We start from the raw sequence: 14,928 nt of genomic DNA on the forward strand, positions 1-14,928 counted from the left end.
GTTTTTCCCTTTTTCTTCTGAGCGAGATGAACATCATTTGGATACAATCCTTGGTCATGGGCTCATTTCCGGAAATTTGAAAACCATAATTATAGAGTTCTGGAGTGTACTTTCTGTAGATATAATTAAAAGCTAACTCATCCCCTCTTTTAAAAGAGCTCCAAATTTCAGCATCAGTTTTTTCCGTATAGACCACGGTTACTTGCCTTTGATGATGCATCATAAGGGATTCATCAGTAGACTCAGTTTTTAGTAAACGGTTATTTTGGGGTTCATTCATCTAAGCAGCTGTTTACTATGACATCTTCATATATAAGAGGGGATGACTAGACTAAATGTACCCAATTATCAAAAAGTTTTTTCATAAAAAAACGAAATAAAAAAAATTTCAAACAATGATTTTACCATACATTAAACTTCAATTTATTGTTTTTACAACTAAAAAAACAAATAAGAAGCCCTTCTAATAACCTATTTTAAATAGGGCAACCACACTCGCAATTCATTAACAAATGTATCTTGAAATAAACTGTGCACTTAAATAATAACCTTAAGGGACATCTTTGTCAGAGTTTCTTTTGGTTATTCCGAGGTTAAACGATTATTGCTTTATAAGTAAAGATCCATCGAGCTATTACCTTTTTGTTATAGAATTATTGACTGATGTTTAAAATTGTTTGATCACATCTTCTCTTGAACGATTTTTCTATAATTAATATAAAAATATCGTAATCTTGTAATTAGAATTTATCGCCATGAGCAACCACGAAAGATCGGTATATAGCTTTAAGGATTTTGGCATAAAAAGAGGGGCGAGCTTTGGGCACTATAGGTACACCGAGGCCAAACCGCACCTAGAAAACCACATCCACACCCATATTCTTGAGATTTGCTTTTGCATCAAAGGCCAGCAGTACTATATTATCAAGGGTAAGAAAGTGAGATTGCAGGGAAATGAATTTGTGATCGTTCCGCCCGACACCTTACACAGTACTGGGGATTATCCGGAAGGAAAGGGAGAGCTTTACTGGGTACAAATTTCAATGGATGAGCACTTGGGAAAACTGTGTAACATGACCAAAAAAGAAGCCGCTCATCTTTTAGACTTATTAAAGTCCAAATCTGCCCAGGTATTCAAGGGGACATTTTTTGTCAAACCCATACTGGAGAAAATCAAAAAAACTCTTCAAAAAAGCCAAACGATCATCTCCAAAATCACCCTCAACCAACTTCTTACCCAATTATTGTTGGAAACCTTGGAGCTCGCCAGTAAAGAGCAGGCAGTCTCCATTTCCAAAAGGCTAAATCAAATCGATGATTTTATTCAAAAGAATATTTACAGGACAATTTACCTGGATGAATTGGCCGAATTGATCAATGTATCAGAGGCCTACTTTAAATCATGGTTTAAAGAAAAAGCAGGAATGCCCCCAAAAGAATACATTAATCGGATGAAAATTGAGAAAGCTAAAACCAAGTTAATAGAAAATAATTCAGTAACAGAAGTTGCTTACTCTTTGGGCTTCTCCTCATCCCAATACTTTGCAACTACCTTTAAAAAGTATACCGGACTTACTCCAAAGGCCTATATGCAGGAAAATAATTAAATGAGGGAACGGATCGTTCCCTCATTTTTATGTTACAACTTTTCAATCTCCACACTACACTTCTCCCCTACTTCCATTGTTATTTCATAATAGCCCCCTTTCGCTATTTTTTGTCCGTTTATCAAAGCTGCTGTTTCGAAGGGGTTAATTATTTTAAGCCTCCCCCCATTACGGGCTAGCACCTCTGCAAGGTATTTTTGTTGACTTTGCTTATCAGCACTGATCTTGAATCCACCTTCTGCTAAAAAACCTTGAAATGAAGCCTTTTCCCAGCTATTTGGTACAGCAGGAAATAGTCGAATAAAGCCTTCATGACTCTGAAGAAGCATTTCCTGCAAACCCGCAGCAAATGCAAAGTTTCCTTCCAAGGTAAAGGGCCTGTAAGTAAAATTGGTATATCCCTTGCCTGATTGATCCCCGTTTACATGGAAACTATTGGGCAGGCAAAAACTCGTGGCAAAAACCTTGAGTGTTTCCGCAGCCCCTTCCCCATCTAGCATACGTGCTTGAAGATTCGCTAACCAACTAAATGAATAACCAACCCATGCAGAAGAACCCTGCTTTTTTAAATTATTGACAGTATTCATCATTATTTCTTGAGCTTCCGGTCCATCCGACCAATTGATCAATCCTAATGGGTGGATGCCCATCAGATGGGAAAAGTGCCTGTGCGACTGTTCATATTCTTCAGCGGGCGCTACCATCAAGCCGGAGGAAGGATCAATAGCCAATTCTGGCCATTCATTTAGGATTTTGTTCCAAGATACGGCCTCTTCTTTTTCCCCTAATTCCATTGCCAATTCTGCGGCTTTTGAATAAACATAACGGATGATAGCCAAATCAAAATTGGTGGTTTCCCCAAACCAGGCTTCTTTTCTATTATCATGGAACTCTGGAGAGGAACTTATCGGCAATTTACGCTTACCCTCTGCGTCTCTTTCTGCTATCTGGTCAAAAAAAACGGCTACTTCCTTGAACCAAGGATAAGCCCGGGATTCTAGATACTCCCTATCCATGCTATATTTCCAGTGTAGGTAGAAGTGCTGGGCCAACCAACCTGAAACCGTCGGACCAAATGAGTATTGGATCCATCCCCCCATAGGCTCTCCTTTCAAGGTAGTCACTCCCGGTACATTTATTCCATCTACACCAAAGTAATTTTGGGTATAGTTTCTGAAAGTATCTTTGTGTTCCCAAAGCCAATTGGTAAATCCATATTCAAGTTCCAGATGATCCGCACTGTAGGCAGGCCAATAGCTTAGCTGGGTATTTAAATCATGATGATAATCTCCTTTCCAGGGAGGTAATTTACCATTATCGGCTGTCCAAACGGCCTGTAAAGAAATAGGTGGTCCATCAGCCCTTGCTGCAGCCCCAAATTTATATTGCTCCAGGTACCATTGCTTTTCCAATACTACATCCGGAATGTTAATACTGGATTTAGACCAAAATGCTTTCCACCAAGCCAAATGAGAGGCAAAATAATGCTCAAATCCATTATTCAAGGCCTCTTCTATGATCTTTTGCGCATTGCTATTGGCCTCGTCCCTTCTTTCCCGAGTACTGATGGACCATACTCCTGTCAACTTTTCATTTATATATTTCCATTTTACGGCCACCTGATAAGAAAAGCCTCCCCACCCCCTTTGTTCATACACCAAAGTGGAATCTGTTCGGTTTACCGTGCCTTTTTCATAACCAAGTCTTCTTAAATCCTGCCCTGTAACAGGATCCTCTTTCGCAGATATGATTTCACTTACATACCTTGGAACAATCAGTTCAGGAAGAAAACCTTCTTCAACCCCTTCGAACTCAAAAAATCCGACATTCTTTTCAGCATGGACAAAGGTTTTTAGACGGGTGCCGGAATCCCATTCCACCTCACTTAGTGCACGGCCAAGCTCCAACTTTACTTTTTTTACCTTTCCTAAGCCCGATTGGCCAAATTCCAAAGCAGCCCCAGGTATTTTGGAAGGTGCCGGTGATTGGTCATAGGGATGGTCGAACAATTCCTGCACTTTATGGTATTCATCTTTTTCCCATTGTTTCTTCACCCACTGATAACTCCATTCTTTAACGTTAAGGTTATCCATGGGACGTAAATCCCATAACCCCACATGATCTAGAGAAAATCGAAGATTCCCTTCCTTTTCCCACAGCAGGGCACCCACTTTTCCATTGCCCAAAGGTAAGCCTTCATCCCAAGAACCGGGTAAATCCTCGAAAGATAGCTCATATGGAAATTTGATGGGACTTTCGTCGCTCACTGTTTTTTTTCCCGATTTACAGGATGACAAATACACTGACAATATCCCACAGCATAAGTGGAGATAAAACGTTGAACTTAACTTTAACATCATAAAATCTACTTTTGATTACAATATTATATTATCAATGCACTGAAGGATTCCTTTTTATCTCTATCAATGCTTGTTTCACTTTTTAGTCCCTTGCCCACCTTTTGAACTAGAAATCTTTAAAAAACTACTTCAAAATGATAGGCCGAATATCCGAATGATTGCCATAAAAGATGTATAAAAAAATAGGGTAATACAATATTGAAAGCCTTTCAAGAAATAAACTCCAATATTTGGATATCAAAATTTTATTTTCATGACAGAAACCATTAAAAAGGAAGATTTCTTAAACAGGGGCTTTACCCACTTGGATTCGCTAATAAACCAAGAAGAAACCAAAGAGCTGTTGACCATCTATGATGAATTGCTGGCTGACAAGTCCAAAACGGCAGGACTTCGCAGTGATCTGGCCGGTGGGGAAAAACAAACCAGTGTGGAACGCATCACACAGATAATGCGGCCCAGTACGATTGAACCCAGATTACTGGAAAGCCCAGCCTATGCCAACGCACTAAAATGGGCCAAGAAATTATTAGGTGATGACATCGCATTGGATTTTGATATGTTCATCAACAAAGCGCCCTACACCAACACCGCTACCCCATGGCATCAGGATGCCGCTTATTGGATCAATATGCCAGACAAAAGAGCAGTAAGCTGCTGGATAGCCCTTGATCAAGTCACAGAAGAAAATGGCTGCATGTGGTTTATCTCTAAAAACACGGCCGAAAACATCCTCCCCCACCAAGCTTTGCCCAATGGAGGTGCCCTTTATTGTGATACAGATGACAGCCATGCCCAGAGCATTCCTTTATCCCCGGGTGGCTGTTCCTTTCATGATGGCTTCACGCTTCATTATAGCAGGGGCAATACTACCCCAAACCAAAGAAGAGCCTTGATCCTTAATTTTCGCCCAGAATCCATGATCCAATTACAAAGAAGTCAGGGAGTAGACCATACCGGAAAAAGGGAATTCAGGAATAAGACGATCTAGAAATGCAGCTTAAGCTTATATATCCTCGTTGGGGAAGTGACCATATTCCTTGGAAAAAGTTCCTAAATGATATTAAGGAAGCAGGGTTTGCGGGCGTGGAAATTGGCATTCCCGAATCCAGGATTGAAAGAGGACGCATTTTAGACATGATTAAAGATCATGACCTGGAGTTTATCGCCCAACATTGGGAAACCCAATCACACAGTTACCAGGACCATCTTAAGTCCTATCAATACCACCTACAAAGGTTAGCTGATTGTAAGCCTATATTGGTGAACAGCCATACCGGCAAGGATTACTTCTCTCCTAAGGAAAACCTGCAATTAATTGAAACAGGTCAAGAAATAGAAAAAAGTACCGGAGTGCCTATCACCCATGAAACTCACCGATCTAGATTTTCCTATGCTGCCCATGTTTGCAAAAGTTACTTGGACGAAAGCAAAGAGCTCAAATTGACCGCCGATCTTTCCCATTGGTGCTGTGTGTCTGAAAGCTTGCTGGAAGACCAGGAGGAGACGGTGAAACAAGCTATCCGTCATACCTATCACATTCATGCCAGAGTGGGATCCTCGCAAAGTCCCCAAGTCATTGACCCAAGGGACAACAGGTATGAACCTGAGTTAAACCAATTCAAGTCATGGTGGAAATCGATGCTGCTCCAGGCAATACAGGATGGCCGTGAATGGATTACAGTGACTCCTGAATACGGGCCTAGCCCTTATGCCCTCTATCAACCACTTGGAGATAAGCTTTTAGGTGACCAATGGGGCATTAATCACTTCATTGCAGAAGAAATCAAAAAAATACACCGAGAGCTTTCATTTACATCAAAATAAAATGCCTATGTAAAAACAAGCATTAAAAAGTATCCGGACAAACTTCCACTTTGCCCGGATGAATTGAGTTCAACATGCTCATGTCTAACCCAAAAACACTCAAAATTATGAAAAATTTTACCAAAAAAAATTGGCCATACTCAAAATGGAAAATGATTCTCCTGAGTATAGGCTTATTACTTTCAGGAGTTCAAAAGTAAGCGTTTTCGGAAAGCCTCCCAAAAATTTCTACTGCTAAAAACAAAAATGTATTCAAGGAAATATCGGGTACCGTAAAAGATATCAATGGAAGCCCTATCCCTGGTGTAAGTATCCTGAAAATCGGTTCCAATATGGGCATTGTCACCGATTTGGATGGGAAATTCACCATTGAGGCCGAAGAGGGTGATATACTGTCTTTTTCCTTTATAGGCATGAAACCCCAACAGGTAACCGTGGGTGCTGCATCCGTATTAAATATCGTTCTGGAAGAAGATATCAGCTCCTTGAATGAAGTCGTAGTCGTTGGCTACGGTACCCAGAAAAAGGCTAACGTTACCAGTTCGGTAACCACTGTTGAAGCCAAGGAACTTGGGACAATCACCCAGCCTAATATTGGCTCTGCACTACAAGGAAGGGCTCCCGGTCTTTTTGTCCGTGATGCAGGGTATAACCAGGGCCTGGGCTTTTTGGTCAGGGGCTCCACCACTATTGGTAATAATTCCCCCTTGTTTATCGTTGACGGTATCCCACAAAATGCGCTGACTGTTGATCCCAATGATATTGAAAGCATTTCCATATTGAAAGATGGAGCTGCCTCAGCCATATATGGTTCAAGAGCGGCAGCCGGTGTGGTCTTGATCACAACAAAATCAGGTAGCAATGAAAAGGTACAATTCAGTTATGAAACTTATTTTGGATGGAGTGATTTGACTACTACACAGAAAACAGTAGGATCAGTAGCCTCTGCCCAAATAATGAACGAAGCTTCGTTAAATTCCGGTGGACAGGCTTTGTTTTCAGAAGATCAAATCAATCTGTTCCGTGCTGGCACAGACCATTGGTATGCCGATACCGATTGGAAAAAAGAAGTCCTAAAAACGGAACATTCCAAACGGCACTATCTAAGTGCTACCGGAGGAAATGAGAAAACAAACTACTATCTGGCCTTTGGTTACAGAAGTATTGACGGTATCATGAAAAAGGGCATTGAAGGCGCTCAGTATAGCTTCAGAACCAATCTAAATACGCATTTAAGAGATAATATAAAGCTATCCACCAATCTGAGTTATATCATTACCGATAATACTTCTCCGAGTGTAAACAGTGGTATTGACAATATTTATACGCACTTAAATTCAACTGCACCGTTTTTACCTGTCCGTCAGAGCGCTGAACCTGATGCTCCATTTGCATTTCTCAATCAAGCGGGCAATTATAGTAGGGGATTTTGGAATGCCTTGTGGGAATTGGAAGCAGGAACGAGCAATTCTATCGGTAAAACGTTTACGCTTAACACCAATTTGGACTGGGAAATCCTTCCGGGTTTAAAGGCTATTGGAAGATTCTCAGGGATATTTCTCAACAGTAAGTCTTATTCCAATATCTATAAAGGATCAACGACCAATGGTCCTCCTTGGTTCTCAGACATCAACAGTTTAAGCAGGACTTTCGCTGACAACCGCCAATTAAATGTCCAGACTTTCCTTAGCTATGAGAAGACAATTGACAAGCATTACTTCAATGCCTTGGCAGGATGGGACGTGCAATTTGACAAAAATTCTTTCCTATCTGCCAGCAGGGTAAACTTTCAGTTTGATGATCTGCTCACAGAATTCAATGCACCCAACTCTGGAGACAAGGAAGATATCACCGGGTTGAACAGCAATACCACCGAAAGTGCCCTTCAATCAGCTGTAGCAAGGATCAACTATAATTATGCCGAAAAATACTTCTTGGAACTAGCTGGAAGATACGATGGGTCCTCTGTATTTGCGCCGGAAAACCGCTATGGATTTTTCCCTGCAGCATCAGCAGGCTGGCTGATATCCAGGGAGGACTTCTTTGGGATAGAAAGCATGGAAATGCTGAAACTTAGAGCTTCCTATGGTGTCAGCGGTAATAACAGGGTCAATGGAAGTTACTTTTCCAACATCGGCTTTGGTTCCTATTATTTTGGTGCGGGAGACCTTGTCGCTGTGACAGCAAGTGAAGGCGGCATTCCTTTTAGAAACTTAAAGTGGGAAACCACCAATTCTGCCAATATTGGTATTGACTTCTCCTTTAACAACGGAAAGATTGGAGGGTCCATTGATCTTTACAATAAAATAACCGATGATATTTTATTGCCGAGTCCTGTTCAAGGAACAGTAGGTACCAATAGAAACGGACCTGCCATCAATGCGGGCAAGGTAAAAAACAGTGGCCTTGAGCTTTCCATCAATCATAGAAACTCCCTAGGAAATGGACTGCAATATGGTGTAACCCTAGTCGGATCCTATAATAATAATGAGATCATTGAATTGACCGATGCATTTTCAGAATTCAGCACTAGTTACCGTGTCGGAGATCCCCTTGGCGCCATTTATGGATATAAGTCCGATGGTATTTTAACATCAGAAGCAGAGGCTGAAGCCTATAGGAGTTCTTTGACTTCAGGTATCAACCCAAACACCTCCGCCGGCGACATCAAGTATATTGACCATAATGGAGACGGAAAACTCGATTTTGAAGACCGTGTTGTCATTGCCGAAACCGTACCTAAAATCTCCTATGGACTATCCTTGGATGCCAATTGGAAAAACTTCGATTTTCAGGCCTTTATTCAAGGGGTTGGCAAAACCCAACAATACAAGAACAATGACCTTTTTGGAAATTATGCCTGGATACCTGAAGAGGCCCAGAATGCCTGGAGTGAGAATAACCAAAATGGCGATTACCCAAGGTTGTTACTCTTTGGTCAACAAACCTATTTTCAAAACTTCTATACCAATTCGGATTATTGGAGTTTCAACGGTTCCTATTTAAGGTTGAAAAACATCCAGTTGGGATACACTGTGCCCCTCAAGGACAATAAGTTCCTAAATAGTCTACGGTTCTATGTAACAGGCACAAATGTCCTTACAGCTTCCAGTTTCAGACCTGGATTTGATCCAGAATCCAATGGTTTGAACATCCCGCCATTGAAAACATATACCATTGGTTTAAATGTTAAATTCTAAACCCAAAAGCGATGAATAAAATAGCATATATATCAATCATAGCTATCGGAATATCTTCCCTTTCATTGAGTTCATGTGTAGAAGAGGACATTACCAAATTACCGGTAACTGCCCTTTCAGAAGATGAGTTCTGGAATTCCGAAGAACAGGTAGCCCAGGCCGCCAATGCGGCCTATTTGACACTTGAAAACGTCGGCCAAATAGAATGGGACGGATTCACAGAAGTAATTTACAGCCAGACAGGTTCCACAAAAGAAATTTCCACCGGGGGGATAAACCCTGGTTCCAGCGTGGTCAATTCCCTGTGGACTTCAGCCTATGGCACCATAAGAGATGCCAACTGGTTCTTGAACAATGTGGACAAAGCCCCTGTAGAAGCAAGCCTTATGGCTAAATACAAGGGACAGATGCGCTTTATACGCGCTTGGGCTCACTATCGCCTGATGTACCAATTCGGTAATGTACCTATTGTAGAAGAGGTTCTTGATATCAGCGAGGGAAAGGTGGCCCCTAACAACAGGGCTGAAGTGCTCAATTTCGTAATCAATGAACTTGACCAAACCATTAGTGAATTATCAAATCCGGGATATAGTCCCGAATTTGGGAGAATCACCGTATGGGCAGCAAAGGCTCTTAAATCCAGAATTCTGCTTTATGAAGGCACTTTGGAAGGTAATAACGAGATGCTTAATGAAAGTGCCGCATTGGCCAAAGACATCATGGATAATGGAGGATTTAGCCTTCACCCAAATTACACGGAGCTATTCCGACCTGAAGGTGACGGAAGTAATGAGGTGATCCTATCCCGTATCAATGCCGATATGGAAGGTCAATACCACAGCCTTGGACAGATGCTTGGCCCTGTGAGCTTCCATGCATCATGGAATATTTTCTCTCCCACTGTGGCCTTAGTGGAAACCTATCCTGACATCAACGGTGAGTCCATTGAAACCAGCCCGTTATACAATCCGCAAGCACCCTTTGAAAATAGGGACCCCCGATTAAAGCAAACGGTTTTTGACTGGAGAGAAACCGTAAACTATGAAGGGGCTATTTTTGAAAACACAGGTACCTGGTTTAATTTCAGAAAATTCATTGATCCCAGCGAAACTGCGGAGCAAAGAAGCCATAATGATCACATCATCTTCCGATTAGCAGAGATGTATCTGGGCTATGCCGAAGCAATTAACGAAGTTCAGGGACCGAATCAGCAAATTCTTGATCTGGTAAATGAACTCAGGACTCGTGCAGGAAAAGGAGCTGCAGACGACGGATCCGACATAATAGTCCCTCCCATCCAATTGGCAGGATTGACAAAAGAGCAATTCAGGGAGATCATTAGAAGAGAAAGGATCATTGAATTGGTCGGTGAAGGTATCTTATATTATGATTACCATCGATGGAAACTATTGGAATCTACCATGAATAAACCAGCTCTAGCTGTAGTGCCTCTTGAAGACAGGGTATTTACCGCTCCCAGGGATTATACCTGGCCAATTCCTGAGTTTGAACTGATCAATAATGATCTATTATCCCAGAATCCGGGCTATTAATACCTGTTCAGTTGCGGGCTGCTAATAAGCCCGCAACTGTTACATTAAACCTTAAAAAAAAGGGTATTATCAAATAAACTAACATGAAGTACATCCAAATTTTACTAGGCATCATTCTTCTTCTTTTTGCAGGGTGTGAACAGGCTCCATCAAAACCTGCTGAGATTATCCATGCCTATCAAGTATTAGAAAGAGTCCTAGGCCCGGAAAATGCCCGAAAATTCCAACTTGAACTGGTAGCAAAGGACTCACTGGACTTTTACCATATAGATGCCTCGGAAGGAGCTGTGGTGGTACGGGGAACCTCTTCCACCACACTTACGAGGGGCGTCTATGACTACCTGAAAAACGCTACCCATTCGATTATCAGCTGGTCTGGGAATAGGATCTACATTCCTGAAAAACTACCTGATTACACAACAGAAGTAAAAACCCCGTTTAAGTTCAGGTATTACCTCAACACTGTCACTCACGGCTATACTTCCCCTTATTGGGATTGGGAACGATGGGAAAAAGAAATTGACTGGATGGCCATGCACGGTTTTAATATGCCACTTATTGCGGGTGCCCACGAAGCCATCCTTTTCAGAACTTTCAAAAAACTTGGCTTGACCGATGAAGAAGTGTTGGATTATTTTTCTGGTCCTGCCCATTTTCCTTGGAACAGGATGGGCAATATCGGGAGTTGGGATGGGCCACCTCCTATGTCCTTTTTTGATAAACAGCTTGAGCTGGCCCACAAAATGCAGGATAGAATGTCCGAACTGGGTATGTCCCCAATTGTCCATGCCTTTGCTGGCTTTGTACCCAAAGGTATACAGCGGATTTATCCAAAAGAAAGCCTAAGAGAGTTGGGATGGGGAGGATTTGATGAAAAGGTACAGATCCTTTCGCCAAAAAGTGAACTATTTCACAAAATAGGTAAGCTCTATATTGAAGAATGGGAAAAAGAATTTGGTGAGGGCAAATATTATCTAGCAGACAGCTTCAATGAAATGGATGTTCCTTTATCCGATGATCCAGAAGAAGCAAAAGAGGAACTGGCAAGTTATGGTGAGGCTGTATTCGCCCCCATTGCGGATGCCAATCCGGATGCCGTTTGGGTAATGCAGGGCTGGACTTTCCCCTATCATAGGGATAAGGAGGGAAAACTGTTTTGGACCCCGGAGAGACTTCAGGCCATGATGTCCAAAATCCCCGATGACAGGCTCCTGATTTTGGATATGGCCAACGAATACAATGCTTTGTTTTGGAAAATCCCCTACTCTTGGAAAATGTATAAAGGTTTTTTTGGCAAGCAGTGGATCTACAGTTTTATTCCAAATATGGGGGGAAAAGTCCCTTTAAACGGCGTATTGGATTTTTATGCCAAAGCCCCCCAAGAAGTAATTGATTATAAAGACAAAGGTAATTTGGTAGGCTTTGGATTTGCTCCAGAAGGAATTGAGAATAATGAAATCATCTATGAATTACTTGCCGATTGGGCCTGGAGAAATAAATCCATCCCGCTTGAAAAATGGATTGCTGCTTATTGTAAATCTAGATATGGTGGCTATCCACAAGAATTGAAAAAGGCTTATGAATTGCTACAGGAATCTGCTTTGGGAACATTTACAGACCATCCCAGATTCAGGTATCAGTTTAGGCCTACCGAGGAAGTAAAAGGAACTGTTCATCAGTCAGAAAATTTTGAACTAGCTGTTAAGGCTTTTCTAAGTGCATCGGGTGAACTTGGTGAGAGTTCCTTATACCTATATGATGCCATAGAACTAGGAGCCCAATTGATTGGACTCAAAATAGATTTGATGCTGGAAAAGGCAAAGGCAATGGAAGATGGCCCGGAAAAATGGGATTTGTATCAAAAAGCCATCGATACCATGAAGGAGGTAGATCGACTACTTGCCTCTCACCCAAATCATCAATTGAAAAACTGGGTTCAACTTGCATGGAATTTTGGAGACAATCCGGAAGAGAAACTATACTATGAAAGTAATGCCAAGCGACTAATCACTACTTGGGGTGCAGGAGTGAATGAATATTCCGCCAGGACCTGGAGCGGATTAGTGGCTGATTATTATGCTGAAAGATGGGAAAATTGGTTGGATGCCAAGAAATCAGGATATGAATTCGATATCAAGGCTTGGGAAGAAAATTGGATTACCTCAAAGTGGGAAAACAATACGGTCCCATTTGATCATCCTTTGGATAATTTGAAACAGGTCATTCAAGAGGTCGAAAGTATCAATTAAGACAAATCAATAACTAAAAGGAGACAGTGCTTGCTGTCTCTTTTTTTATAGAATCTTATTCTCCATATTATTGTTAAAAATTCGTCTTAGATTAGCAAACTTTTCCAGATCATCCAAAAAAGAGTTTGGCCCTAATACTGTCAGTACTTACAAAGTGAATCACAAATCAATAATTTAGAACCTATTCTCTGTTTTTGAACAACTAAAGGAGGAGATTGCAGCACTGAAAAAAGTCGAACAGCATGATGGCGCCCTTGCTTGACCGTATAGACAAGATAAATCAGCGTTTGTACGATTTATCGAAAACCCAACTGGAGGAAAGCAGACGACAAGTGTTCATCAGCAACAAAGCAAAGGATACCATAGAATTTACACAGGGGGAAATAATATTACTGATACTAATGTCCATTCTTATTCAGGTCATCATTTTCTACAAGCCAAAAGAGTGGAAAGAAAATTAAAAATATTGAAGGTGGAATAGACTTGGGCAATTACTGACCAAGGACTATTATCTTGACCCATGGTCAATAAAGCGGCATTGGCATCATACCGAACCATTGCTTTTAGATAGAGGGGAGCTTATTTCCCCTCCTATTCTTCAAGCCGAATTATGCAATAGGATTCGTTATTGCCTCTCCCGACTACTGTCGGGAAGGACTGAAAATGCAAGAAATTCAGGCTGTTTGGAGACTGAAGCATCCACCCTGCCTGGGCAGACAGGCGCGGCGGATGGTTACCTTTTCTAGCTGCCAGGCAGAGTCGAAAACAGCAGCGAAGCAACTGATTTTAAAGCTTTTTCAGTCCGTAACAGATAGGTCAATGCGGATTTCGGGTTAAATGTTAGTTTAACGAGTTCTCCGCTGACTTAAACTTGTATGTCCTTACCTTTTTAGTTTTTGAGCTGTTTGGTACCGTCAAGATTTTTAATGAAACTTAGTAAATAGATTAGGCAAGGATACTCCTTGTTCAGTTGTTAGGCAAGAAAGTCTCATTTTTTTCAAAAACCATCCTAAAGTGATCCATAATTTCTTTTTCAAAACACCGTTTATTAGGACTGGTAGAGAATATGGTAAATCGCTCTTTTAGTTGTCCTTTAAACAGAAACTTGAAGAAGAGGGATAAGTAAATCGCATACTTATTCATGCTAAAAGACCTGAATCTTATCCTCCATTGCCTGATCGTTTCTATATAATCCAGTCTTCCGCTATTTTTGGAAATAAGCCTAAAGTAGGGAGCGGCACTTCTAGTAATCATTTTTGCTCCAAAAGGCAACCAAGAACCCGGAAACTCTTTAATCATTAACGCCAATAAATAGCCTGGGGAGTCCTTTTCAGCAGTGATATTAATATCTTTATAATCAATCATGTTTTTCCCGAATACCATGGACTGTACATAAACCCTACCGCCAGGCACTAATAAGTCATAAACAGTTTTAAAAAATTCACGGTAAATTTTTTCCTGATTTCCTGATTTCCATTCTTCTAGGGAACAAAAATGTTCCAGTGCCCCAATACAGACGATACTATCAAACTGACCTATTTCATCAACCGTAACTTTTCTGCAGTCTTTAACCAACACGTTTAATCCGTTCTTTTCACAGGCAAAGGCCTGACCTCTGGATAAAGTAAGCCCAAGACAACTTGCTCCAATTTCTTGTTTAATAAAGTTCATGAAACCACCCCAGCCACACCCCATATCCAACACCTTGCTATCTATGGTGATATGAAGTCTTTGGGCAATATATCTATGCTTTTCATGTTGGGCCTGTTCTAAGGACCTTGAAAAATCCCCATCATATTTTGCCCCGCTGAAATCTGCCATTTCCCCAATGCTCAACCGGAAAATTCGATCGATTGTTGTATATGTATGATCTAAATCCTTCTTATTGGCCATGGTTAAATCTTTTAATAAAATTAGAACAGATTAGAATCCCATTAAAAGCACCGTTTTATTACTCTCCCCTTAACATTAAAAACAAGCGATGCTAAAGGGCTAATTATACGTGAACCTTTAAGGTACCATTGATGCTCAGTGGAGTGTTTATTCTGAAGGCTAGAAACTACTGAATTTTTTCTCAACTCCCTTTTCATAAAATCTCCTATAAAATTTATTTTTAACAACATGGATTTTCC

11 protein-coding genes are annotated in these 14,928 nt (G+C 41.0%); 7 read left to right on the plus strand and 4 right to left on the minus strand.

Going from position 1 to position 14,928, the window contains the following annotated elements; translation table 11 throughout:
- The coding region (locus ACYVAA_RS19810; protein ID WP_460545120.1) for an RNA polymerase sigma factor at positions 1–280 on the minus strand (280 nt) is incomplete at its 3' end.
- Between the two features lie 475 nt (positions 281–755).
- Between ACYVAA_RS19810 and ACYVAA_RS19815 the strand changes: the two genes are divergently transcribed.
- Entirely contained in the window at positions 756–1,607 is an 852-nt protein-coding gene (locus ACYVAA_RS19815) for a helix-turn-helix domain-containing protein (protein WP_460545122.1), read from the plus strand.
- 32 nt (positions 1,608–1,639) lie between these two features.
- On the opposite strand, the gene ACYVAA_RS19820 is transcribed toward ACYVAA_RS19815, so the two are convergent.
- Complete coding sequence (locus tag ACYVAA_RS19820; RefSeq protein WP_460545125.1) at positions 1,640–3,874, minus strand: glycosyl hydrolase family 95 catalytic domain-containing protein; 2,235 nt, start codon at positions 3,872–3,874, stop codon at positions 1,640–1,642.
- Positions 3,875–4,220: 346 nt separating this feature from the next.
- Here ACYVAA_RS19820 and ACYVAA_RS19825 point away from each other — a divergent pair, with 346 nt between their 5' ends.
- The 6 genes from ACYVAA_RS19825 (at position 4,221) to ACYVAA_RS19850 (ending at position 13,257) form a co-directional block, all read left to right on the plus strand.
- The gene (locus ACYVAA_RS19825) at positions 4,221–4,958 is read left to right on the plus strand and encodes a phytanoyl-CoA dioxygenase family protein (RefSeq protein ID WP_460545127.1); all 738 of its coding nucleotides are present in this window, start codon (positions 4,221–4,223) and stop codon (positions 4,956–4,958) included.
- 2 nt (positions 4,959–4,960) lie between these two features.
- On the plus strand, positions 4,961–5,794 hold the full coding sequence (locus ACYVAA_RS19830) for a sugar phosphate isomerase/epimerase family protein (protein ID WP_460545129.1): 834 nt from the start codon (positions 4,961–4,963) through the stop codon (positions 5,792–5,794).
- A gap of 260 nt (positions 5,795–6,054) precedes the next feature.
- A complete protein-coding gene (locus tag ACYVAA_RS19835) occupies positions 6,055–8,994 on the plus strand; it encodes a SusC/RagA family TonB-linked outer membrane protein (protein WP_460545142.1) in 2,940 nt (979 codons plus the stop codon).
- An 11-nt stretch (positions 8,995–9,005) separates the two neighbouring features.
- Positions 9,006–10,547: a RagB/SusD family nutrient uptake outer membrane protein gene (locus ACYVAA_RS19840; RefSeq protein ID WP_460545131.1), complete on the plus strand. Its 1,542-nt coding sequence runs from the start codon at positions 9,006–9,008 to the stop codon at positions 10,545–10,547.
- A gap of 83 nt (positions 10,548–10,630) precedes the next feature.
- Positions 10,631–12,796 carry an alpha-N-acetylglucosaminidase gene (locus ACYVAA_RS19845; RefSeq protein WP_460545133.1) on the plus strand — a complete coding sequence of 722 codons (2,166 nt, stop codon included), beginning with the start codon at positions 10,631–10,633 and terminating at the stop codon, positions 12,794–12,796.
- 242 nt (positions 12,797–13,038) lie between these two features.
- A complete protein-coding gene (locus ACYVAA_RS19850) occupies positions 13,039–13,257 on the plus strand; it encodes a hypothetical protein (RefSeq protein ID WP_460545135.1) in 219 nt (72 codons plus the stop codon).
- A gap of 505 nt (positions 13,258–13,762) precedes the next feature.
- Here ACYVAA_RS19850 and ACYVAA_RS19855 read toward each other — a convergent pair.
- Both ACYVAA_RS19855 and ACYVAA_RS19860 read right to left on the minus strand, forming a co-directional pair.
- Entirely contained in the window at positions 13,763–14,689 is a 927-nt protein-coding gene (locus ACYVAA_RS19855; protein WP_460545138.1) for an SAM-dependent methyltransferase, read from the minus strand.
- Positions 14,690–14,730: 41 nt separating this feature from the next.
- The coding region (locus ACYVAA_RS19860) for a hypothetical protein (RefSeq protein WP_460545140.1) at positions 14,731–14,928 on the minus strand (198 nt) is incomplete at its 5' end.

It is taken from the genome of Echinicola sediminis (assembly GCF_054777495.1).